Origin of the sequence: Aquimarina amphilecti, assembly GCF_900109375.1 — a bacterium.
Classification (GTDB): Bacteria; Bacteroidota; Bacteroidia; order Flavobacteriales; family Flavobacteriaceae; genus Aquimarina; species Aquimarina amphilecti.
Genome location: NZ_FOAB01000005.1, coordinates 317659 through 341581 on the forward strand (window position 1 = coordinate 317659; position 23923 = coordinate 341581).

16 protein-coding genes are annotated in these 23923 nt (G+C 31.9%); 10 read left to right on the forward strand and 6 right to left on the reverse strand.

Going from position 1 to position 23923, the window contains the following annotated elements:
- Positions 1 to 99: 99 nt before the first annotated feature.
- Positions 100 to 1710, reverse strand: a complete 1611-nt coding sequence (locus BMY33_RS14850) for an isocitrate lyase (RefSeq protein ID WP_091410031.1) — start codon at positions 1708 to 1710, stop codon at positions 100 to 102.
- 18 nt (positions 1711 to 1728) lie between these two features.
- Entirely contained in the window at positions 1729 to 1857 is a 129-nt protein-coding gene (locus BMY33_RS23925; RefSeq protein WP_280139537.1) for a hypothetical protein, read from the reverse strand.
- Between the two features lie 990 nt (positions 1858 to 2847).
- On the opposite strand from BMY33_RS23925, the gene BMY33_RS14855 reads away from it, so the two are divergent.
- The 6 genes from BMY33_RS14855 (at position 2848) to BMY33_RS14880 (ending at position 13072) form a co-directional block, all read left to right on the forward strand.
- Positions 2848 to 3807, forward strand: a complete 960-nt coding sequence (locus BMY33_RS14855) for an FHA domain-containing protein (RefSeq protein WP_091410032.1) — start codon at positions 2848 to 2850, stop codon at positions 3805 to 3807.
- A gap of 40 nt (positions 3808 to 3847) precedes the next feature.
- Positions 3848 to 7858, forward strand: a complete 4011-nt coding sequence (locus BMY33_RS14860) for a TOMM system kinase/cyclase fusion protein (RefSeq protein WP_091410034.1) — start codon at positions 3848 to 3850, stop codon at positions 7856 to 7858.
- A gap of 25 nt (positions 7859 to 7883) precedes the next feature.
- Entirely contained in the window at positions 7884 to 8519 is a 636-nt protein-coding gene (locus BMY33_RS14865) for a hypothetical protein (protein ID WP_091410035.1), read from the forward strand.
- A 9-nt stretch (positions 8520 to 8528) separates the two neighbouring features.
- Positions 8529 to 10766 carry a TOMM precursor leader peptide-binding protein gene (locus BMY33_RS14870; RefSeq protein ID WP_091410037.1) on the forward strand — a complete coding sequence of 746 codons (2238 nt, stop codon included), beginning with the start codon at positions 8529 to 8531 and terminating at the stop codon, positions 10764 to 10766.
- Between the two features lie 17 nt (positions 10767 to 10783).
- Positions 10784 to 12070: a KamA family radical SAM protein gene (locus BMY33_RS14875; protein ID WP_091410038.1), complete on the forward strand. Its 1287-nt coding sequence runs from the start codon at positions 10784 to 10786 to the stop codon at positions 12068 to 12070.
- Between the two features lie 537 nt (positions 12071 to 12607).
- The gene (locus BMY33_RS14880) at positions 12608 to 13072 is read left to right on the forward strand and encodes a hypothetical protein (RefSeq protein ID WP_091410040.1); all 465 of its coding nucleotides are present in this window, start codon (positions 12608 to 12610) and stop codon (positions 13070 to 13072) included.
- 64 nt (positions 13073 to 13136) lie between these two features.
- Here BMY33_RS14880 and BMY33_RS14885 read toward each other — a convergent pair whose 3' ends face one another.
- The 3 genes from BMY33_RS14885 to BMY33_RS14895 all read right to left on the reverse strand — a co-directional run bounded on the left by BMY33_RS14885 (position 13137) and on the right by BMY33_RS14895 (position 17784).
- Positions 13137 to 13886, reverse strand: coding sequence for a LytR/AlgR family response regulator transcription factor (locus BMY33_RS14885; protein ID WP_027395246.1), 750 nt, complete (start codon positions 13884 to 13886; stop codon positions 13137 to 13139).
- Between the two features lie 8 nt (positions 13887 to 13894).
- Positions 13895 to 16936, reverse strand: a complete 3042-nt coding sequence (locus BMY33_RS14890) for a sensor histidine kinase (RefSeq protein ID WP_091410041.1) — start codon at positions 16934 to 16936, stop codon at positions 13895 to 13897.
- A gap of 281 nt (positions 16937 to 17217) precedes the next feature.
- Positions 17218 to 17784 (reverse strand): hypothetical protein, encoded by a 567-nt coding sequence (locus tag BMY33_RS14895; RefSeq protein ID WP_091410043.1) that lies wholly within the window; start codon positions 17782 to 17784, stop codon positions 17218 to 17220.
- A 198-nt stretch (positions 17785 to 17982) separates the two neighbouring features.
- Between BMY33_RS14895 and BMY33_RS14900 the strand changes: the two genes are divergently transcribed.
- From BMY33_RS14900 to BMY33_RS14910, 3 genes are all read left to right on the forward strand, one after another.
- Positions 17983 to 18453 carry an RNA methyltransferase gene (locus tag BMY33_RS14900; protein WP_091410045.1) on the forward strand — a complete coding sequence of 157 codons (471 nt, stop codon included), beginning with the start codon at positions 17983 to 17985 and terminating at the stop codon, positions 18451 to 18453.
- A 107-nt stretch (positions 18454 to 18560) separates the two neighbouring features.
- Positions 18561 to 19925: an alanine/glycine:cation symporter family protein gene (locus tag BMY33_RS14905; protein ID WP_091410047.1), complete on the forward strand. Its 1365-nt coding sequence runs from the start codon at positions 18561 to 18563 to the stop codon at positions 19923 to 19925.
- A gap of 89 nt (positions 19926 to 20014) precedes the next feature.
- Positions 20015 to 20551 (forward strand): hypothetical protein, encoded by a 537-nt coding sequence (locus tag BMY33_RS14910; protein WP_091410049.1) that lies wholly within the window; start codon positions 20015 to 20017, stop codon positions 20549 to 20551.
- 62 nt (positions 20552 to 20613) lie between these two features.
- Here the strand turns inward: BMY33_RS14910 and BMY33_RS14915 are convergent, their stop codons facing one another.
- A complete protein-coding gene (locus BMY33_RS14915; RefSeq protein ID WP_091410050.1) occupies positions 20614 to 22575 on the reverse strand; it encodes an OmpA family protein in 1962 nt (653 codons plus the stop codon).
- A gap of 292 nt (positions 22576 to 22867) precedes the next feature.
- Here BMY33_RS14915 and era point away from each other — a divergent pair, with 292 nt between their 5' ends.
- Positions 22868 to 23749, forward strand: a complete 882-nt coding sequence (gene era / locus BMY33_RS14920) for a GTPase Era (protein ID WP_091410052.1) — start codon at positions 22868 to 22870, stop codon at positions 23747 to 23749.
- The last annotated feature ends 174 nt before the right edge of the window (positions 23750 to 23923 follow it).

The following is a 23923-nucleotide window of genomic DNA, read 5'->3' on the forward strand; positions in this document are numbered from 1 at the left end:
TATATGTTTACGGCTTTCTATTATTTCATTTTTTTTTAAATTAAATAAGAAAGGTGACCTATAATAGGTCACCTTTCTTATTTAATTCAAATATGAGTCTTATTTATCTAAGGCCATTGCAGGTTCTTTTGTATTTGTTTTAACTTCAAACTGATTACTCGTGTTTTTCTCACCACCAGCTTTCAGAGCTTTTTCACCAGCAAAGAATGTTTTATGGTCATCTCCTAAGTCTGAGCCTGCCATACGTTGGTGTTTTACACACGATACTCCTTTTCGTATTTCCTGACGTTGAACAGAATCTACATAAGCCAACATTCCCATATCTCCAAAATACCCTTCTACAAGATCATTCATATGTAATGCGGTTGTGTGATATGTTGGTAACGTAATTAAGTGATGGAATACTCCAGCATCACGAGATGCTTCTGCCTGAAACATTCTAATCATTTCATCTGCTCTATTTGATAGCTCAGTATTATCATATTTTACATCCATTAATTCATTACGATTGTAAGCTGATGTGTCTTCTCCAGAAGCTTCCATGCGATCGAACGCTTGTTGGCGGAAATTGACAGTCCAGTTAAAAGAAGGAGAATTATTATATACTAATTTAGCATTTGGAACTTTTTCTCTAACTCGATTTACCATATGAGCAATTTGCTTCACGTTTGGAGTTGGTGTCTCGATCCATAGTAAATCTGCACCATTTTCTAAACTAGTAATACAATCTAATACAACGCGATCAATATTAGATCCTTCTTTAAATTTATATAAACCATTCGGTAATCTTACTGGACGTACTAATTTACCATCACGCTTAAATAATACATCATTCTCATTTACATCAGTAATAATAACTTCTTCTGCCTCAACAAAGTCCATATATTGTGATGCCAAATCTCCTGCTTCCATTGAAACCGGTAATTTTTGTGTTAGGCCAGCACCTTCAGAATCCGTTCTTGCTACAATTATACCTTCATCAACACCTAATTCTAAAAAAGCATATCTAAGAGCGTTTAGCTTAGCAATGAAATCTTCATGTGGAACTGTTACTTTACCATCCTGATGTCCACATTGTTTAGCATCAGATACTTGGTTTTCAATTTGAAGAGCACAAGCGCCTGCTTCAATCATTTTTTTAGCTAAAAGATATGTTGCTTCTTCGTTACCGAAACCAGCATCGATGTCTGCAATAATAGGTACAACATGTGTTTCAAAATTATCAATTTCTGCCTGAACATCTTCTCCTTTATCTAAACGACGAAAAAGATCGTTTAATTCTACTGCATCAGCCTGACGTAAGAAGGTGTAAATTTCTTCAATTAACTTAGGAACTGAAGTTTTTTCATGCATAGATTGATCTGGTAAAGGCCCTAATTCAGAACGCAATGCAGCTACCATCCAACCAGAAAGATATAGGTATGTTTTGTCAGTAGTACCTTTATGTTTTTTTACAGCGATCATTTTCTGTTGAGCAACAAAACCATGCCAGCAACCTAATGATTGTGTGTAATTAACACTGTTGGCATCATATTCAGCCATGTCTTTACGCATAATCGATGCTGTATATCTGGCAACATCTAATCCTGTTTTAAATCTATTTTGTATAGCGATACGTGCTGCGTTTTCTGGACTTATGGTAGCCCAAGTATTTCCATATTTAGCTTTTAGTGTACGTACAGTATCCAGTGCTGAATTATAAGTAGTCATAATATAATGTTTTAAATTTTATTTTAAGGTAAAGGCTTTGTTTTGAGCTGTTTTGTTTTTTGATCTGTAGACATATGTATTGTAATCAATCGTGTTATTAATAGCCCAATTGGTAACCAATGATTTAGTTTTTACTTGAGATTTCATCTTCTTAGATTTTTTTAATTAATAATGCGAATTCTAATTTCTACTTATGTAGTGTTTACCAGATTCTAGTTTGTAATAAGATTTACTAAATAGTAAATTAATTACAGGACAATATTATAAAAAAGTTTTTGATAAAAAAAGCGAACGTTCGCTAAAATAATTAATAATTCATAAAAAAATTTGTTCGCAAAAATAGTATGTTACTAATTTTTGCTATGTTCAGAAGAGTTTTTTTAAAACATATGTATTTGTTTATAAGTGTTTTAGGTTATTTTTTTTGGTTTTAAATCTGAAGAGTTTTTGCTTGTTGAATCTAATTTTATTAAGGATATAAAAAAAGTATAATATTTTGTGTTTGATGATTTTTTTATCTGTTTTTGGTGCGATATATCCAATATCCTAGTATGTAAAACTGTGAAATTTGAGAAAATAAAAACTGATTTAACAGTATTTTTATGTCAATATTTTAAGAAAATTCAGTTCTCGTTTGCTTGAATAAGAAAACAGAAATCATGATTAATGGTTAAACAGTATTCGAAATATGGCTTAAACATACTTTGGAAAGAGTTTAGAAATAATTAGTTGTTTTTATTCAATTTAAATAGTTTTTGAAGGGAAAAAGCACCTTCGTTTTTTATATATTTGAGAAGCACAATAATACTTATTAATAAACTGACGTAATGATTCCAATAACTTTTCCCCCTCCCCAAAACACATATTTAGACATTAAAAATTCTAAAATTTTTATACAAAAGATCAAGGTGTAATACTTTGATTAAGAGTTTAAGAACTATTCGTTTTTAACAATGTAGTATAAAAAGGAATCTGGTGATCTTTGCTTCAAAGTTTAGTTTTGTATGGTTTCTAAAATTTAGATTATGCAATTAATATTAATTGTAATAATCTAAATTAATACAATGTATAAACCATTTTAATCAATTGTGTTTTGCAGTTAATCACTTATAATTTAATAAATGGAATAGTTGAATTATGGCTATTATCAAGAATAATAAAATTGGGGAAATAGTATGCTTAAATACGCAGCATACATTTGGAAGAAATCAAAATACTGCCCATACGTATATTTCGCAGAAAGATATTTCTCAATCACACGCACTAATATCTTGGCGTGGGAGTAATTGGTATATACAAGATCATAGCAGAAACGGTACTATGTTAAATGGGGAGTATATAAATAATACAGCGGTAAAACTTACTAAAGGAGCAAAAATTCAGTTTGGAGAGAGTATATCAACATTATGGGAAATAATAAATTTAGATCCTCCTTCTAGTTATCTCAAATCATTAAATGATCAAAATAAAATAATAGAACTTACTACAGGTCATGCGTTTCCGAATGAAGAAGAACCTGAAGTTCTGATTTATCCCGAAGATGCAATTTGGAAATTAGAAAGAAAAGGAGATATAATTGACTTGGTTCAGAATAGTACATATACAATTGATAACGAGGAATATGTTTTTATAGAAAATCAAGTGTTAGAAGATACTATGGATAATGGATACATAGTGAATAATGCCTATTTTCAATTTGTTCTAAGTTCTGATGAGGAGCATATTCGTATTAAAATTATAACACAAAATCTAGAATTGGATTTAGGAGAAAGAGTTCATAACTATATACTTCTGGCACTTGCCCGTAAAAGATTAATGGATGTAGAAAATGGATATGTTTTTGGGGATCAAGGCTGGATGGCAATTGATGATTTATTAAATGATATGAGCAAAGAATTTGGTAAAGAGTTAGATGCGTATTACTTGAATTTAAAGATTTATCGAATCAGAAAATTATTGTTGGAAACAAAACCGTATGGATATCTTTTTGCTAATAGTGTTGAAAGGCGATATGGTGAAATTCGGTTTGCTCACAGATTTTTTCAAATTTTAAAAGAAGAACGATGCATTGGCGAAGTGCTCGCAATAGCTAATTAAAACTAAAGATTTATATAAAAAACAACTATAAAACCTAATCATGGAAAACCCCTCGACTAAAAATGCCCCAAATGTCGATATTCATTTAGAAAATTATACAATACTCGAAAAGATTGGAGAAGGAGGATATGGTATTGTGTACAAAGCGATCCAAGTAAGTACGGGTCAATCAGTAGCAATCAAAATACTTAAGTTTAAAGAAGTACTAGATCAGAAATCTATAAAACAACAGACAGCACGCTTTGATAGAGAAACTAAATTATGTGCGGAAATTAATCACCCTAATATTGTAAAGCTTTTAGATAAAGGATATACTGGGAATCAGGAACCTTTTGCTGTTTTTGAGTATATCTCAGGACAGACATTAAAAGATTTGATAACTCTTCATAATGGAATATCTGCTGAAGAAACAGGGTTTCTTATGGGGCAAGTTCTTGATGCTTTGGTGTCTGCTCATGCAAAGGGTATTATACATCGTGACTTGAAGCCACATAATATTATGGTTACTAAAACAGGAACCAGATCCCATATAAAAATATTAGATTTCGGAATAGGAATATTTACCCATGATTTTAGAACAAGTGATTATAAGGATATTACATTAACTCACGAGGTGATAGGTACTCCTGCATATAGCGCACCTGAGCAATTGAGAGGTGATCCACCTACTGTAAAATCGGATTTGTATGCGTGGGGATTAATTGTTTTGGAATGTCTTACAGGACAACCTGCTATTAAAGGATCTAGTGTTGCTGAAGTATTTCAGAAACAACTAAATCCTGCAGATGTACCTTTACCTCCTTCAATTTTTGGGCATTCTCTAGGGAAAGTATTGACTCGAGTGTTAGATAAAAATCATAATCGCCGTATAGCAACGGCAGAATTGGTTTACGAAGAATTCTCTAAGATCAATTTTAGTACTATTGTAGGAGATGTTCAACCGCAAAATGAAATACTTCTAAAATCCGAAGATGCTACAGAAGTAAATCAGCTAGTTTGGCGAAGTGCGCATAGCGAAAAAAGACAGATTACGGTACTTTGTGCTAAACTTATTTTATCAGTATCCGATCACGCGGTTATGGAAATGGAAACGATAGAGACCATTCAAAAAGATCAGTTGTATCTATGTAAAGAAGTTGGCGTTCGTTTTGGAGCTCATATCTCAGGAATTATAGCGGATACCATTGTAATGTGCTTTGGATATCCACAAGGAAGTGATAATGATGCAAGAAGAGCAGGAAGAACAGCATTAGAGCTTATTGGTCAATTGCAAAAGAGAAATACATTGCTTTTTGCAAAACACGGTGTTGGTTTAGAGATTAGAATTGCAATGAATTCTGGAACAGTCCTTATAAAACATAATACTACTCCAGAAGGATTGGTGACAAATACAGCTTTTAATTTATTGTATACTACACCTTCAGGGCAGATTTTGGCAACAGAAACTACCAGAAGATTATTGGATGCGCATTTAGAGTTTGAAGCGTTTAAGATTCCTGAGTTTTCAGGTATTACAAATACTACCAATGTGTACTTGTTAACTGGAGAACGCCAGACAGAAGCATTATCAAATCTTAGTCCTAGAAGTGCAGATCAAAAAATGATTGGCCGCGAAAAAGAACAAACCAAGATTTTTGAAACTTGGGAATCGATACATTCCAAAAATGGAAAAGCATTACTAATAAAAGGACAAGCTGGTATAGGAAAATCTAAATTGATTTATGAAACAAAAAAACAATTAATTGATAAAAGATTTAGGGTTAGAGAGTGTCGCTGTTTGCCTGAACATAGAAACAATGCCTTGCATCCTGTTTTTGAAATGCTGAAAAGAGATATAGGGGTACATGATAATGAAACTCTTATACCGCATTTAGAAGATGCTCTGAAAAAAGCAAATTGTTCTCCCGAAAAAGTTATTCCTGTTATATGTTCTTGGTTTTCAGTTCCGTTAGGAGATGCTTATCAGATTTCTGACGCTACACCAGCAGAACAAAAAGAAATTTTATATGATGGATTAGAAAAACTGATACTTCATATAGACAAGGATAAAAAATTTATACTCATTATAGAAGACCTACATTGGATAGATCCTACGAGTTTAGATTTTTTAGGAACAATAGTAACAAAAATAAGTAATGAAAAATTCTTGTTGTTATTAACTGCACGTCCAGAATTTAAAGCAGCATGGGATTTTGAAAATTTTTCAGAGATAACGCTAAAAACTCTTAATGAAACGGCAAGTGAATCTCTAATCAAAGATATTTTACAACAAAAATCAATTGAGACAGCTGCATTGGAATACATTATAGAAAAAACAGATGGAATTCCTTTGTTTATAGAAGATCTTACTCGGATGCTATTAGAAGAGCAGTATTTAGTGCTTGAAGGAGAAAACTATGCATTAGCCAAAAACTTTGATGCAGCATCAGTTCCAGTAACTTTAAAAGGATTATTAAATGCTCGCCTGGACCATATAGGTTTTGCTAAAGAAACAGCGCAACTTGCTGCTGCCATTGGAAGAGAATTTTCATATGATCTATTAGTCAAATCATCTTTACATGATGAAGCTATGGTGCAAAATAATCTAACAGCGCTTATGGATGCTAACCTTATTTATCATCATCGTCGAGTTCAAAATGAAAGCTATATTTTTCGTCACGCGTTAATTCGTGATGCTGCTTATGATAGTATGGTATCTTTATTAAAGCAAGAAGTACATGGAAGGATTGCAGAAACCATAGAAAATGATTTTGAAGATTTAGTTAGAGACAATCCTTTTGAATTGGCAGAACATTATGCGAATGCAAAGGATTATCAAAAGGCAATTGTTTATGGTTTGAAGAAAACAAACTTTTCCATACGCCGATCTTTAAATCAAGAAGCGTATAATGAATCTTTAAAATGTCTCGAATGGATTGCTGAATGTGAAGCGGGGATAACAGCATGGAAACAAGAATTGGAGGTTAATCGAATTATCATTCCTGCGTTAATGGTATTGGAAGGTTATGGAAGTGAGCAGATCGAAGTCTTTTCTAAAAAAGCAATGCAATTAGAAGAACTTCTTAAGGATGATGTTGATTTTATGGAGACCTTTCAATCCAGTGGAGCGGATCATACTAGTAATTGGGGGTTAGCTCAATATCACCATATGCGGTCTAATAGAAAAGAAGCTTTGTACTTATGTAATGCGATCATAAACAAAGCTAGGAAGACTGAAAATAGACAGAATTTATTAGATAGTTTGCCTCTTATGGGAATGTTTGTTTCGACAGATGGTTTTCTTTCTGAGGCGTCTTCTCATTTTGAAGAAGCATTATCTATATATAATAAGGATTTGGATGTAGAAATAGCTTTTCGAAATGGAATTGATCCTAAAACTCATGCACATGCCAATTACGCTTTTAATCTTGCATTACAAGGGGCAATTGAAGAAGCTAAATATCATTTAAAAGAAGGGCGTGATTGGGCTTTGCAAATAGATCATGTTCCTTCTATAGCTATTACGAATGTTTATTTTATGCAGATTGCCTGGTTGATTAGAGATGATAATTGGATCCAAGAATTAAACGATATCAATTCTGTATTTTTTGAAGAATACCCTGAGATGGGGTTTTTGGCAGAATATTCTAATGTGTATAACTATTGGAGAATTGATACTATTGATCCGCAAAAAGGTTTTTCTGATTTAAGGATTGCTTCAAAACAAACATATCTACATTCTTATCTCGAAGGTGTTTTGGTGGATACTTTGATTAATAAGGAATTATATGATCAAGCAATCATACTAGCTAATAAAGCAATAAAATGGGCTAAAGAAAATAAAGAAATGGTGTTTTTGTCACCATTATATCGAATGCTTGCGGTCGCAGTGTGCTCTAAGAATGAAAAATTATCCGATGATGAAATCGAATTTTTTGAAATCTCGATAAAAATAGCCAAAGAACAAGGAGCCAAAATTTTTGAATTACAAGCTTATGAGGAGTACAGAAATTGGATTGAAGATAAACAAAAAGAAGAAACAATAACGAAATATATACAATTGCTTAAATAAATATTCATACCTAAATTAACTAAAAATGGGAGACGTAACAACAGATCAATTGCAGAATATCATTAACAAAACTGAACCAACGATAACAAAAAAAATATCTTGGGGAGATGATCAAGAAAAGATCTTTGAAATTTGTAAAAAGTATTATGAATTATGTTTAGCCTGCGCTAAGGATAGTGATTTATATGATTCTTTTACAAATCCAAAAAATACTATTGCTTTTTTAACAGATGGGAAATTGCATGGAGAAAGTAAATATGTGTTTTATTTTGATGGTGAAGAAAAAATACCTTTCGAAGGTGTAGGTATGATTCTTCCAAAACAAGGATTAGAAATTGTCCTTGATCATCATACAGCTTGGCCAACTTTATTGATCACGCCAAAAGACAAAATAGCAGATGATGATAAGCAAAAAATTATTTCAATAAAAGAATCGCCAATGGTGGTAGAAAAAGTAGTCTTAAGCGATAGAGGAGAAAGTCAAACTGTAGCAAAAGTAAATAAAGATGCGCCAACTGCAACAATGAATCTAGGGATAGATGACTTAGATAATTATAATCAAACATTGGTAATGCCAAATTACATACCTAATACAGATATGTTATTAACTATAAAGGCTAATGAAAATGCAGAAGCAGAGATTATTATGACCTGCTGTTAATCAAAACATATGATCGATAACCCTCGGTTAAAATCCAATATTTATATCTCAAAAATTGATCAGAAATTACTATATGTAATTTCTGATCAAGATATAATTCCAATATCAGATCCCTTAGAGATTGATGTTTTGGAAGAAATAAATAAAGGCAAATTATCAACACAAGAACTTGCTCATTATTTTTTAGATAGATCAGATTTTATTGCAACGTTTAAAATTATTTCCTCTTTAGAATGGAAGGGGTTTATTCGTGAAGACGATTCCCCTTATTCGGTTCAAAAAACTGCTTATTGGGAAGAGTTAGGTTTTGATGTTAAAAAACTAAAGAAAATATTAGACCAAAAATCAATTCAGATTTATAAGGTTGGAAACGTCGATGATGCTTTTTTTAAGAATATCTGTATTGAAACAGGTATCCGAATAACTGATAATGATTCTACACTAAGTGTTGTTTTAACGGATGATTATAGTAACGAATCTTTGATTTCATTAAATCAAAACTTTATAAAGGAACAAAAAAAGTGGTTATTAATAAAGCCTATTGGGAATGAAATTTTAATAGGTCCATTTTTTATTCCTGACGCTACAGCCTGCTGGAAATGTTTGCATCATAGATTAACAATTAATCAACCATTTAAACAGTTTTGTAAATCAATCGGCTTTGTACAAGAGGATCAGATAAAAGCTGATCACCCTATTTCTGTTAGTATAGCGAGTAATATGGCTGTCTTAGAAGTTGTGAAATGGTTGTATTCAGAAGAAAAACATACTCTAAAAAAAAATATTGTGTCGTTCAATACAAGTACTATGAATAGTACATATCATGCAGTAACTAAAAGACCTCAATGTAAAGCTTGCGGAGATGAAGATATATTCAAAAAGAAAAGTGAACCAATTAATATAGATGCTAAAACTACGGTAAGTAATAAATTAGGTGGTTACAGAACAGTGTCACCAGAAGAAACATTTGAAAAATACAAAATTCATATAAGTAACATATCAGGAATAGTACCTAAAGTATCTCCATATCATAAAAAAGAAGGAATTCCTATATTTAATTTTGCATCAGGAAGAAACCGTGCTTTACAAAGCACATCGTTATTTTGGTTAAATCATCATTTGCGAAGTGGAAATGGAGGGAAAGGTAAAAATAGTATACAGGCAAGAACAGGAGCTTTGTGTGAAGCAATTGAACGTTACAGTTTAATGTATCATGGCGATGAGTATAGTTTTATAGCTTCTTATGAAGATTTAGAAGATGCCATTTTGCCTAATGAATGTATGAATTTTAGCCAGACTCAATTCGAAAAACGAGAAGAGATTAATAAAAATACTTCCAAGTTTTATGCTTTTATTCCACAACCTTTCGATATTGAAGAAAAAATGGAATGGACTTCATTTTATTCGCTAACATATCAAAAGTATAAGCACTTACCGTCATGTTTTAGTTATTCTCAGTATCCTGCTAAGGATGAACAAAAATTGTATTCTTACCCTGATTCTAATGGCTGTGCTGCTGGAAATACTGTTAAGGAAGCTATTTTGCAAGGTTTTTTGGAATTAGTAGAAAGAGATGCTGCTGCGATATGGTGGTATAATAGAATTAGAATGCCAGAAGTAGATTTGTCAACTTCACAGAACCCTTATCTTGAAACTATAGAGGAGTATTATAAAAGTATAGAACGTAAAATCTATGTTTTAGATATCACCTCAGATCTTAATATCCCAACCTTTGTCGCTATTTCTTCTTTGATTAATGATTCGTCAAAAAGTAATATTATTTATGCTTTTGGTTCACATATTGACGTCCATATTGCTATAGAAAGAGCGGTAATAGAACTGAATCAATTACTTCCGATTGTACAATCAGAAAACTATTTGACCAAAGACCAGGTTTTTATAGATTGGTTAGATATGGCAACGTTTAAAACTGATGAGTACTTAGTGCCAAAAAAAATAGAAAAGAAAAATCTTCAGACTGATTACCCGATTTTATGTGAATCTAATATAGAAAGTGCACTTGATTTTTGTGTAGAAACGACAAAAATTAATGATTTGGAAGTGTTATTCTTAGATTTAACGAAAGGCGATATTGGCTTACCTGTTGTCAAAGTGATAGCGCCAGGACTTCGTCATTTTTGGAGAAGAACGGGTCAAGGAAGATTATATGATGTCCCAGTAAAAATGGGATGGTTGGATAAAAAATTATTAGAAAACGAACTCAATCCTAAAAGTATTTTTATTTAAAATTCACTCAATTATTTATGTTATTTAAATCCTACAATAATAAATCGTTTAAGCAAACAGAGTATTATACTAGATTGCCAAAAGACGAAAAGGAAATATTCGATGTATTATCTAGTGTTTTTCACTTTAAGGTAAATAATTATGTGTTAGCGCATTTAATTAATTGGGAAGCTATTCCAGAAGATCCAATATATAAGTTAGTTTTTCCTAGAAAAGAAATGCTAAGCGCTTTTGACTACGAAAAGCTAAAACAGCTATTTAAAATAGGACTAGACGAAAAGACGAGAATTGGTTTTGTGCAATCGGTTAAGAAAAAAATGCATCCAGAAGTAAAACATGCAGAAACTGGTTTTCCTAAAATCGATGGTGAAATTATTACAGGAGGCTATAGAAATTTTCCGACAATATTAAACCTATTTCCAGATCCAATGGTAAAGACCTGCCATGCGTACTGTTCTTATTGTTTTAGATGGGTTGCATTTGATAATACGGAAGCTCAGAAAAAAACAGCTTATAGAGACCCTTATGATCCAATCCCATATTTAAAAGATAATCCCGAAATTACGGATGTACTTTTTACTGGTGCCGATCCTTTAGTTTTAAAGGCGTCTGCTATAAAAAAATATATTGATCCCGTTTTAGAAATTGAATCAGTACAAGTTATACGTATTAATTCCAAAGCTTTGGCCTGGTGGCCTTATCGTTTTACAACAGATAAGGATGCTGCAGCATTATTAGAATTGTTTCGATATATACAATCAAAAGGCAAGCATCTTAATTTTTGTGCTCATTTTACTCATGCTAAAGAATTAGAAAATGAAGTGGTAAAAGAAGCAATACAAAAAATAAGAGAAACAGGAGCTGTGATACGTTGTCAAGGGCCATTAGTAAAAGGAATTAATGATACGTCAGAAGATCTTATTGCACTCTGGAAAGAGCAAATAGCCAATGGTTTAATACCTTATTATTTATTTGTAGAGGCAGATCATAATCCAGAATCTTGTTTTCGAGTGCCATTAGCAAAAGCACTGCGCGTTTTTCAAGAAGCTCAGAAAAAAACTTCAGGTTTAGCTAGAACGGTGAGGGGTCCTGTGTTTATGAATGACCTTAATAGGGTCCTTTTAGATGGAGTAACCGAGCTCAACGGAGAAAAATATTTTGTTCTTAAAAGTCTACAGTCTCCTCCAGAAACTAATGGAGAGGGAAAAATCAAGCTAATTCCTTTTGATGAGCACACCAAAGATGCTGGCGACTTATTTGAATTATTCAAAGAGAAAGAGTTAGAGATGAATCAGATAAATTAACTTCAGGAGAGTTTTTTAATTGTAAAAATCTAGATTTATAGTCAAAAGATATTTAGTGAATTTTAAAAAAGTGGTGTCCATTTGGATTACCACTTTTTTGTAATGAAATACGATGAAATATTATTTTTTAATGACTCAATCTATATTTGTCTCATCAAACAATAGGAATTAATTATATACTTTAAAAATGATAACTAGAAACTCACAAGATTTAGATAAAAAGAGCTTGGTATTTTGGATGGTTAAAGTATTCTCATTGTTTGTTAGGTAAAATCAGAATAGTGATAAGTATTACATCAAATCAACCATAAGGGGAATTTATAAATGGGGAAATGATTTGATGTTCATAAAGCCAAGCAGATAATTTAAGATAATCGTGCTGTAGAGTCAATGGGGTAGATTCTACAGCACTTGGCATATTATAAAGTTTTTAATTGAAGGTGATGAAATATGATGAAATAGTTTTGAAACACCTTATTCTTTAGTTTTACCTCAATAATTTGATACTGTATAATTATTAACGTAAAACTTGAAAGCATGAAATATTCTGTTGTTAATACAAAGACACAAAAAGTAAAGTTCGGTAGTTTTCCATTTCAAAAGCGTTTAAAAACAACGCTTCAGCTAGTAAATCTTGGAGATGATTATTACAGAGTGTATTACTCAAGTGAATTCAATAATATAAATACAGGAGAGATAGAAAAAATTAAAGTTCCATGCAATGGGTATGTTAAAACGCAAATTAACGATGAGCCAGGTATAAAAGTTGAAATATATAATTGTAGTTCTGAAGGTAATTACATTGCTATACATGTAAAAATAAAAGCAGATATGGGAGCTTTAGGAGTTAGAACAATATATGATCAAATTTTAGATTGTTATACGGTACAATCCAAAAATTGGAATGCGCTCGATGTTACAAGTATATGGAAAAATCTTGGTAAAATTAAAAAGCAAATCAGTTATACATTCGTAGACCAATATGCCCAAATTTTTAGTTAAAATATGGTTTAATGGTTAGAACGGTGGTAAAATGAATTGCTATAAAACAGTTACTCTTTCTGCATTATCTATGCATGCGATCTAAGATCTCCATTACTTCCACCTTTTTTCTAACAGAAACCGGAACATTCTCTCCATTTTTTAGCATTAGATAACCACCATCTGCTTTGATAAAAGCACTAATACATTGTAGATTGATTAAATGACTTTGGTGTACACGTAAAAATTGATAATTTTTAAGCATGTCGGCAAAATATTTTAAAGTTTTCGTTACAAACACCTTTTGACCGTCTTGTAGGTAAAAAATAGTATTATTACTGTCGGATTCACATCTAACAATATCATCTAAGCTTACAATAATAATTTTATCTAAAGTGTGTAACGATATTTTATCAGGTTTTTGTTCTGGTGCAGACAGTGTGTCTTTAAGAATATTTAATCGTTCCTTATTAGGTTGAATTTGTTCTTTTGCTTTGGATATAGCTTGTGCTAATTCTTCATTAGAATAAGGTTTTAGAACATAATCAATGGCTGCAAATTTAAAGGCTCTTATTGCGTATTCATCACTTGCCGTTACGAAAATGATTTTTGATTTTAATTCTGGAAATATTTCTAAGACGTCAAAACCTGTTCCATCCCCTAGCATAATATCTAGAAACAAAATATCTGGCACATTAGTTCTAAGTGATTTTGCGGCTTCTACTACGCTTCGGGCTGTGTCTATAATTTTTATTTCAGGATGATTTGTTTCCAGGTCACTTTTTAAAAGTTGAAGCGCATCTGGCATATCTTCTACAATAATTGCTGTAAGCATAGTATCTTTTAATAATCGGTTAATAATGGTATTTTAAACGATATCTCCGTTCCTTCTACAGAGGAGTCTTCATTTAGAATCTCTTTTATCTGTAGTGCATCTTTTCCTGATATAGATTCTAATCTTTCTCTAGTTACCGTTAATGCCATGGATTGATGATCCGTTTTGGTTTTGGTTTTTTGGGACTGGAAAATACCCATTCCGTTATCTAATATTTTACAATGTAAGAATTCTTCATTAGTATCAAAAAATACTTTTAATTTTCCATCCCTATTTCCTTTTAGAATACCATGTCGTATTGCATTTTCAACAAATGGTTGTATAAGCATTGGAGGGATTAGTACTTCTTCCGGATCAAACTCAGAATCAATAGAAATAGTATATTCAAAAGGCTTATTTGCCATTAATTTTTCTACTTCAATATAGTGTTTCAGGGTTTTCATTTCCTGATCCAATGTGATATTGTCTTTTCTAGAATTATATAATGTTTCTCTTAGTAAGGTCGCAAAAGTGTTAATGGTGCTATTCATTTTAGCGGGATTACTGGTTCCCATAGCCTTAATACCATTAAGTACATTGAAAATAAAATGTGGATTCATTTGCAATCTTAATGCTTTTTGCTCTAAAGAAAGTAAGTGATTCTGCATTTGTAGTTTTTCTCGTTCTTCTTTATTTTTCAGCTTTACTTTTCTAATATATAGTAACGTAATTATTGTTAGCACTAGAAGAATAAGTCCGAGTGTTGCAAGCTGAAACCAGAGCTTTTTATAAATAGGACTATCTATGAATATTTTGAATGTTATTGGTTCACTTTCTTCCCATCTATAATTTCTGGATTGGGCAGAAAATGAATGAGCACCATAAGCCAATCCTGCCAGATTTTGTTTTTTCTCTGATGACCAAGGACTCCAGGCAGTGTTGTTTAATTTATATCTATATTCTATATCATTTGGATGATCCAGATCAATAGTCTTATAGTTAAATGAAAGTTCAGTTTGCTCGGGAGTAAGTTGCAATACGTTGTCGTTTTTAGCCCAGATATCAGGATTTATAGAGTCAAGCGTCTGATATGCTATTTCTATATTTTCAAAATGAATTTCTGGTTTTACACTAGTCTTATCTGTTTCACCAGGTTCATATTTGGTAAGTCCATATATGGCTCCAAACCATAAGTTTCCTTCGATGTCCTTACTTATAGCATTTAGACAAGTTTCTATACCTAAGAAACCATCATTACGCCCAAAATGGAAAACATCAGTAATTTGATTTATTAAGTTGATTTCTATTCGATCTACACCACGTTCAGTACCAACCCATAAATTATCTTCATTATCAAATATCATTTGATAGATATTGTTTGAGTATAAGTTCTTTTCTCCTTTTATCTTTTTAAAAGAGAGCTTGTCTTCTTTTAAACTTGCCCACCAAATTCCTTGTCCTGCTGTACCGAGATATAGGTTGTCGTCTTTAAAAAGAAAACAATTGATCGCAATTTTTTGATTGAGTACATTACTAAGGTGTGTAACTTTATTCTTTTTAATAAACCCAATACTTCCATTTTCTGTAGCATACCATATTTTACCTTTTCTGTCAGAGGCCATATGTTTAATCTCAAGATCTTTTATACCACGTTTTTTAGTAAATCGTCTAACTGATTTTACTTTATGTCTCTTGTAATCATATATGAATCTAGTGATTCCAGAGGAGTATGTAGCTGCCCAAACCGTGTCGCCAGAGATATGTATAGATCGAACCCAGTTAGAAGATAACCCTCTTCTTTTATTGATGATATAATTTTTGATTACTTGTTTAGTAATGGTGTCTTTAGCTTGTTTTTTAGACCTCTTATTTCTTACAATACTATCTTTAAATTTTATTTCTTTAAATAAAATTCCTTTCCCTTCTGTACCAGCCCAGATATTTCCTCGACTATCGTGAGTGATTGTTTTAATTTTAATCTCGGATAATCTTTTGTCTTGTTTGATTTGTACTATCCCTGTAGTGTCAATCTTTATTAATCCTGCTTCAGAATTGGAAGCCCAGATTTCCTCATTAAAGCCATGGACAGCATATACCCGATTACCTTTTAATCCAGTATCCTGATTGTAGTGTGTAAAGTTGTTTTGCGAATATTTATAAAACCCTCCTCCAGAAGTTGCGATCCAGATGTTGGATTGACGATCCGAAATAGTTTTTCTAATAGTAGAAACTGCTAAACCATTTTTTCGATTTATTTTTTTCTTTAATCGATAATTACTAGCATCTAATACGGTAATTCCTTCATTATTGGTGGAAAACCATAATTCGGTATCTAGAATCGAAATATTATTAACATTTAGTGGTTTTTGAATCCATTTGTTACCGTAACTTTTTGCATTTGTGTTTAAGACCAAAATCCCTTGATTGAGAGCCGCGGCAAACACTTTGGTTTTATGATATAATGCAGAAGTAAAATTGTAGGCACTATGTCGTACCATAATACTGGCATCTTTATGAATTTTATTTAGTTTCCAAAGACCTTTATTAGTAGCAATCCAGAATAACTTACCATCAAACACAATTCCATTTACGATACTGGTATTTATTTTAGGATCTAATTGTACTTTTTTTAGCCCATTGGCACTAGTATATATGTATATGCCGACGTTTGTGGCCAGATACGTTTTGTTATGGATCCTAAATATTTTATTTACCTGTAATCCCTCGAAATTATGAAATTTCTTCTTCGTTTTTATCGATAAACCTCTTCTGGTACCTATAAATAAACTATCCTTAGCAAAAAGTAGAGAGTGTATGTAATTTGATAAAAGTCCATCGTCCTCGTTCCAAGTTTCAAATTCTTCTCCATTAAATCTGCTTAACCCACCTCCACGGGTTCCTAACCATAAATAACCAATATCATCTTGTATGATATCATATACTTGAGATTGTGGTAAGCCATCTTCTAAAGTGTACGCTCGTAGGCCATTATTTTGAGCAGATACTAAGTGAATAGTACTTATCCATATAATTGAAAAGGATAGTAAATATGAAAAGCGTTTGGGGCTCATAAAAAAACTATAGTTTGATAACAAATATAATCAAACTGATTTTCTTGTTACGTGTACCCATTAAATACTTAGATGAAAATAATATTGAGTAAAACCGTATACAAGCAGGCAGTTTTTTTGGGAAAAAACAAATTGGAAATAATTGGACGCGCCTGCCGTATACAATAGTTTTATTTTAATAAAAAAGTTTAAAGCTTACCAGAATTGTGAAAAAAAATAAAGCAATACAGTACAATAAAATTATAGAATAATAAATATTATGATTCTCTACACCTAATATCTTAGTAACTGGTGATTGCTGTATTTTTTGGAGTATTAACTTTGTTGTCATTCCAGGTGAGACTTTGTTTTAGGTTTACGTATTTAATTTCTGCTGTATCTTTATATAAGGTCTCAGTTTCTAAAATATTACCTTCTATACCATATTCTTGATTTGGAAAAGTATATTGAGAATCTGTGTCCGAATTTTCGCAATAAATATTTGTTAGCTGTGGTAAAGGAACAAGCTTATTCTTGTCAGTTACCATAAAATAATGAGATTCTACCTGAGCACAACATGCCAGATATTCTACCTCCATCTTAATCACCTCAGAGATCCCTTCCAGACCAGGGTTCTCCAAGGTGGTAATAAAGATGTCCTCAAAAAGCTCAATATCATTGAGTGTGAAAGTAAATACGTTTTCCGAAATTCCCCCCAAACGAATCAGATTAACAATGCAAGTCGGTTGCTCTGAACCATTCTCTTTAATTTCGGTAACTGTTTTATACTTCCCCGTCTTCTGAAAACTTTGTGCTTTCATAAACTGAAATCCTAAAATTAGGATGAAAAAAACAATGATCTTTTTCATAACAGTATTATTTTGAGGTTGATTATTTTGGACAAATTTATGTGCTATATGCGGTTAAAATAATCCGGTTTTAGAATTCGTTAGTATTAATTTAGAATTCGTACATCTCTTTACGGTTTTAACATAATTGGAATGCATTAGTTATCTTATGAATCATTTTTTTATTGTTATTAAACATCTACTATTTATTTTTGTAATATGATTGATAATTTTGAAAATGAATTCTTTGGTATTGGGATTCAGAATGGAAAAACTCCTGAGAACTTGGGAGTTCTGTGGAGAACTGCTCAGAATATGGGGGCAAGTTATATATTTACTATAGGTAATCGATATGCTAAACAAGCAAGTGATACACATAATGCGGTAAAATCTATGCCATATTTCCATTACAATACTTTTCAGGATTTTTATCAGAATCTTCCAAAAGGAGCCATGTTAGTGGGTGTTGAGTTGACTAAAGATGCTATTGCATTAGAGACTTTTAATCACCCTAAGCGATGCGTGTATTTACTTGGGGCAGAAGATCACGGTTTGTCTAAAACTGCAATAGAAAAATCACATTTCTTAATTAAATTTAAATCAGAGTTGAGTGTTAATGTCGCAGTCGCGGGCAGTATTGTGATGTACGACAGAGGTATTGATAAACCTAGATTTATAAGAGCTACCTGATATAGTTTCAAATTGTTTTTTCGCTTTTATAGTTTTAGAAATGGAAACGGATTAATCCCAATAATTAGAAATATACCTTACCTTTATCATACTTATAAGTCCGTCCTATGTTTAAAAAGATAGAAGAAAGTATTGCTGCTTTTAGCTCCTGGATATGGGATTGGCCATTACTTGTTCTTTTGATTGGTGGAGGTCTGTTTTTTCTTATATATTCTCGTTTTACACCTTTTTTATATTTCAGACACGCCATAAATGTACTTAGAGGTAAATATGATAATGAAAATGCTCCAGGTCAATTAAGTCATTTTCAGGCTTTATCTTCTGCAATTGCAGCAACGGTAGGTATGGGGAATATAAGTGGTGTAGCCATAGCATTAGTCATGGGGGGTCCGGGGGCTATTTTCTGGATGTGGATTAGTGCATTAATAGGTATGGCGACGAAGTTTTATACCTGTACTCTTGCTATAATGTATAGATCTGAGAGTGAAGAAGGAAAGACTCTTAGTGGTCCTATGTATGTTATTATAGAAGGATTAGGGCGGCATTGGAAACCATTGGCAATTTTCTTTGCATTAGCAGGTTTGGTAGGGACGTTACCGGCTTTTACAGTGAATCAACTTACTCAGACTTTGGTTGATGTATTGGATTGGGATGAAGGGGCTAAATTGTATATAGGCATTGTTTTGGCGATAATGGCATCTTTTGTAATTCTCGGAGGAATTAGGAGAATTGGATTAGTAGCAAGTAGACTAGTCCCTTTTATGGTTGTTTTATATTTTATTACAGTCTTTACTATATTGATTTTGAAGATAGATAAGATTCCTGAAATGTTTATTTTAATTTTTTCAGATGCTTTTTCTGGGGAAGCTGCAGCAGGAGGAGCTTTAGGGTATTTGATTAAAACAGGTGTGAAACGCGCTGCTTTTTCTAATGAAGCGGGAATTGGTACTGCACCGATGATGCATGGTAATGCCAAAACTAATGAACCTGTTAGAGAAGGTTTGGTTGCTATGATTGGTCCTGCTATTGATACGCTTCTTATATGTACGTTAACTGCGCTAGCAATTTTGTCTACAGGTGTATGGAAACATTCTGACGGTAATGGGATTTCTTTGACCTTAGAGGCATTTAATTCCGTTTTGCCTTATGGTATTGGAGATGGCATAGTGATCGTTATGGTTCTTGTTTTTGCTTTATCGACTTTATTTTCATTTTCTTATTATGGAGTGACCTGTTTAGGCTTTTTAACTAAACCAAAATATGGGAAATATTATAATTACATTTATATAGGTTCTATCATTCTTTCGGCTGTAGTAAAGATAGATTTTGCTATTAATTTAATAGACAGTGCTTTTGCGTTAATGGCTATACCTACAGTAATATCTGGATTACTTCTAGCTCCTAAGGTTAATGCACAAGCTAAGATTTATTTTCAGAAAATTACTTCTAAAAAAGATAACCCCTTAACTTAATAGTTATATTCATTTATAAAAAAATAAATAAGAAAACCGGCTAGTGTTTTTTTTCGTATATATTTGGAACAACCTCAAAATACGATAAAATGAAAAAGTTTTTTTATGTAATTACCCTTTTGTTATTGACTATTAATACTTCTTGTGAAGAATTAAATCGGTTAACAGTATTTGAATTAGATTATGAGTCAAATTTTACTGTTGCATCCACTACAATAGTTGATATTCCTATTAGCCTAGAGACGCCACCAGTTCCTACAAATTCCGAATCAGAATTTGAAAGTAACAACACCAGTAGTTCTTTGATAGAAAGTATTCAGTTAAAAAAGCTTCGCTTAATTGTAGAAAATCCTAATGATGGTGATTTTAATTTTCTAAGAGAAGTGCATTTGTTTATAGATGCGGAAGGTTTAGAAGAGGCCGAGATAGCTTTTGCAGAAAATTTAGAGAATCAAGATTTGCAGATAATCGAATTAGAAACTACAGGAGTTGAATTAAAAGATTTTTTAAAGCAAGATACTTTTACATTACGAGCTTCTACGACAACAGATGAGACTATAAATGAAGATTATAATATCAAAGTAGATTGTGTATTTAGGGTAGATGCTAATATTTTAGGACTATAGAGAATAAGTTTTTAACGTGAGAAAACCTTAGTGTTTTTTCACGTTTCACAATGATTATTCATTTACTTCCTCACAATAAATTCACTTCTTCTGTTTTCTTGATGCTTTTCTTCGGTACATGGCGTGCCATTCGTACATTCGTTAATAAGTCTTCGTTCTCCGTAAGCTTTACCTCGAATACGTCTCCAATTTATTCCGCCATTACGAATTATGTATCTTACGGTTGCACGCATACGTTTTACGCTAAGTTTTTTATTATACCAGTAACTAGATCTACTATCGGTATGAGAACGTACTTCAATTTTTAGATTAGGGTTCTGCTTCATAACAGAAATCACCTTTTGTAAATCAGCAATAGCATCTGATCTAATATCGTCAGTATCAAGGTCAAAGAAAATAGTTCGTAATTGTAATGGAGTAACAATATCATCACCTATATTAACAGGTTCAGAAGTCATAGATAATAATTTTTCTTTCTTGAACGGTATAGGAACATTATTTAAAGTCTCAAAAGTGTTTCGTGATTTAAAAATAATATCATTTGGATTAAAGCCTTCTATAGAGACTCGTATGATATATTGTTTATCACAATCGACTTCAAAACTATAAGCTCCATCATAATCAGATTTAATTTCATTTATAATATTTCCATCAGTGTCTAATAAGGTCACATTTGCATTTGCAACGGTTTCATTTGTTTCACTATCTGTAATAATTCCGCTAAGATATTCTTTACATTCAGTAATTAATTCTTCTGTCTGCCTAAAGCTATAAATATCATCATTTCCTTTTCCGCCTTTTCTGTTACTAGCAAAGTAACCTGTATTATTATCTTCATCTAATACAAAGGAGAAATCGTCTTTAGGGCTGTTTATAGGTTTTCCTACGTTGAATATTTCGTAAGAACCATTATCTTTAGGAATAGCTACAAATATATCCAACCCACCTAGTCCAACGTGACCATCACTAGCAAAATATAACCTACCACTTTCACTGACGTAGGGAAAGGTTTCTCTACTTTCTGTATTAATGTCATCTCCTAGGTTTTTTGGGTTTCCATATTTCCCGTTAGGAAGTATATCGATTACAAATAAATCAGATTTCCCTCTGGTCCCTTTCATATCACTCGCAAAATATAATTGTTTGCCATCAGGACTTAATGCAGGATGAGAAATAGAGTAATTATCACTATTAAATGGTAATTCTTCGATATCGGACCATTTCTGATTAGAGAAAGTAGCTTTATACAGTTTTAATAAAACTACTCCTTTTCTACTTTTACCAAGTTTATTATTGGTGAAATTATTTCGTGTAAAATACATTGTATTTCCATCTTTGGAGAAACTGGTAGAAGATTCATGGAATTTAGTATTTATTTTACCTTTTAGTTTTTTTGATTCTTGTGTAGAGATATTGTTGTTATTTATTTTAGAAGAAAAAAGATCTAAGAATGGCATTTTATTCCATTCATGAAGTTTGGAGTTTTTACTTCTGGAAGAAGCGAATACAATATTACCTTTATGATCGAAACTTGGAGCGTAATCAGAATATTCAGAATTTATAGTAAGGGTATATAAATCATATTTACCAGATTGCATTTCAATAAAATCTAGATAATCACGTCTATTGATAAAAGATTTTGCTCTTTTATCATTTCCCGTAATGATATAAAACCTTTCCATTATATTATCTGAATCATCATATCGTTCTGCACTTTTAAGACTTTGTGCATACCTAAATAAATACTCGGGTTTTATTTCTTCAGAAAAATTTGATATTAACTTTTCATACCACTGTATTGATTCTTCTGGTTCTCCTGTGAAATAGTATGAGTCAGCTAATTTTCGGTAAAGATCCGCAGAAGAGTATCCCTGTTTAGCAACATCAAGATAGATATCTCGAGCATTTATATACGCTAAGGCTTCAAAACTTTGATCTGCTTTGGTGAGTAATTTATCTGTGTTTTGTCCAAAGCTTAAATGTGATAGCATTAGTAACATGATCACAGATGCATATAAATACATGGTGTGATATGTTTTCAAAGCACTTAAAAAAGAGATAGAATAGTTTCCCAAAATAATCCCAGTATTTATAAAATAAATTATCTGTTTTTGTGGGGTTTTAAAAACGTACTGGAATTAAATTTACGAAAAATTAACAAAAGGTTTACCTATGTTACGCTTTTTATGTGAAGTAGAGATTGTTTCATTTGGATGAAACCCTATCTTTAAATCTATGTATGGATGAAATATTCATGCGCTAGATTCAGTAATTTTGTGTAATAATCGACTAACTTTGCAACAAAATCATATATATATGAATCATAAAGCAGGTTTTGTAAATATTATTGGAAACCCCAATGTTGGAAAATCGACATTGATGAATGCTTTCGTTGGGGAAAGATTGTCTATCATTACCTCTAAAGCGCAAACAACAAGACATAGGATTTTGGGAATTGTAAATGGAGATGATTTTCAGGTTATCTTATCAGATACACCTGGGATTATAAAACCAGCGTATGAATTACAAGAATCTATGATGGGGTTTGTGAAATCCGCTTTTGAAGATGCTGATGTTCTCATTTATATGGTAGAAATAGGAGAAAAAGAACTTAAAGATGAAGCGTTTTTTAATAAAATTACGAATGCTAAGATTCCTGTTTTTTTATTATTAAATAAGATAGATCAATCAAACCAAGAACAATTAGAAGAACAAGTTAAGTTCTGGGCAGAAAAAGTTCCTAACGCAGAATTGTATCCAATCTCAGCTTTAGAAAACTTTAATGTTAAAGAGGTTTTTGGGAGAATTGTAGAGTTATTACCGGATTCACCTCCTTTTTATCCTAAGGATCAACTGACAGATAAACCAGAGCGTTTTTTTGTAAACGAAGCTATTCGAGAAAAAATTTTAATGCACTACAAGAAAGAAATTCCGTATTCTGTAGAAGTAGAAACTGAAGAATTTTTCGAGGACGAAAAAATTATTAGAATCAGATCTGTAATTATGGTAGAGAGAGACTCTCAAAAAGGGATCATTATAGGACATAAAGGATCTGCACTTAAAAGAGTTGGAGTAGAAGCAAGGAGGGAATTAGAAAAGTTTTTTGGAAAACAAATTCATATTGAGTTATACGTAAAGGTTAATAAGAATTGGCGAAATAATGAGCGTCAATTAAAACGTTTTGGTTATAATCGTTAGTTTTTTGTGGTAAAAATCCCCTTATCTTGTTTGTAGGATTTTTATGAGTTTGAAAATTTCATCAATTACGGGAAAACTGTATTTTGAAGATAAAACCCTGCATTTAAACGTTTTTACATCTTTTTTTATGTTTTTTTAGAGTGAAACCTATAGTTTTGCATCATTAACATATTT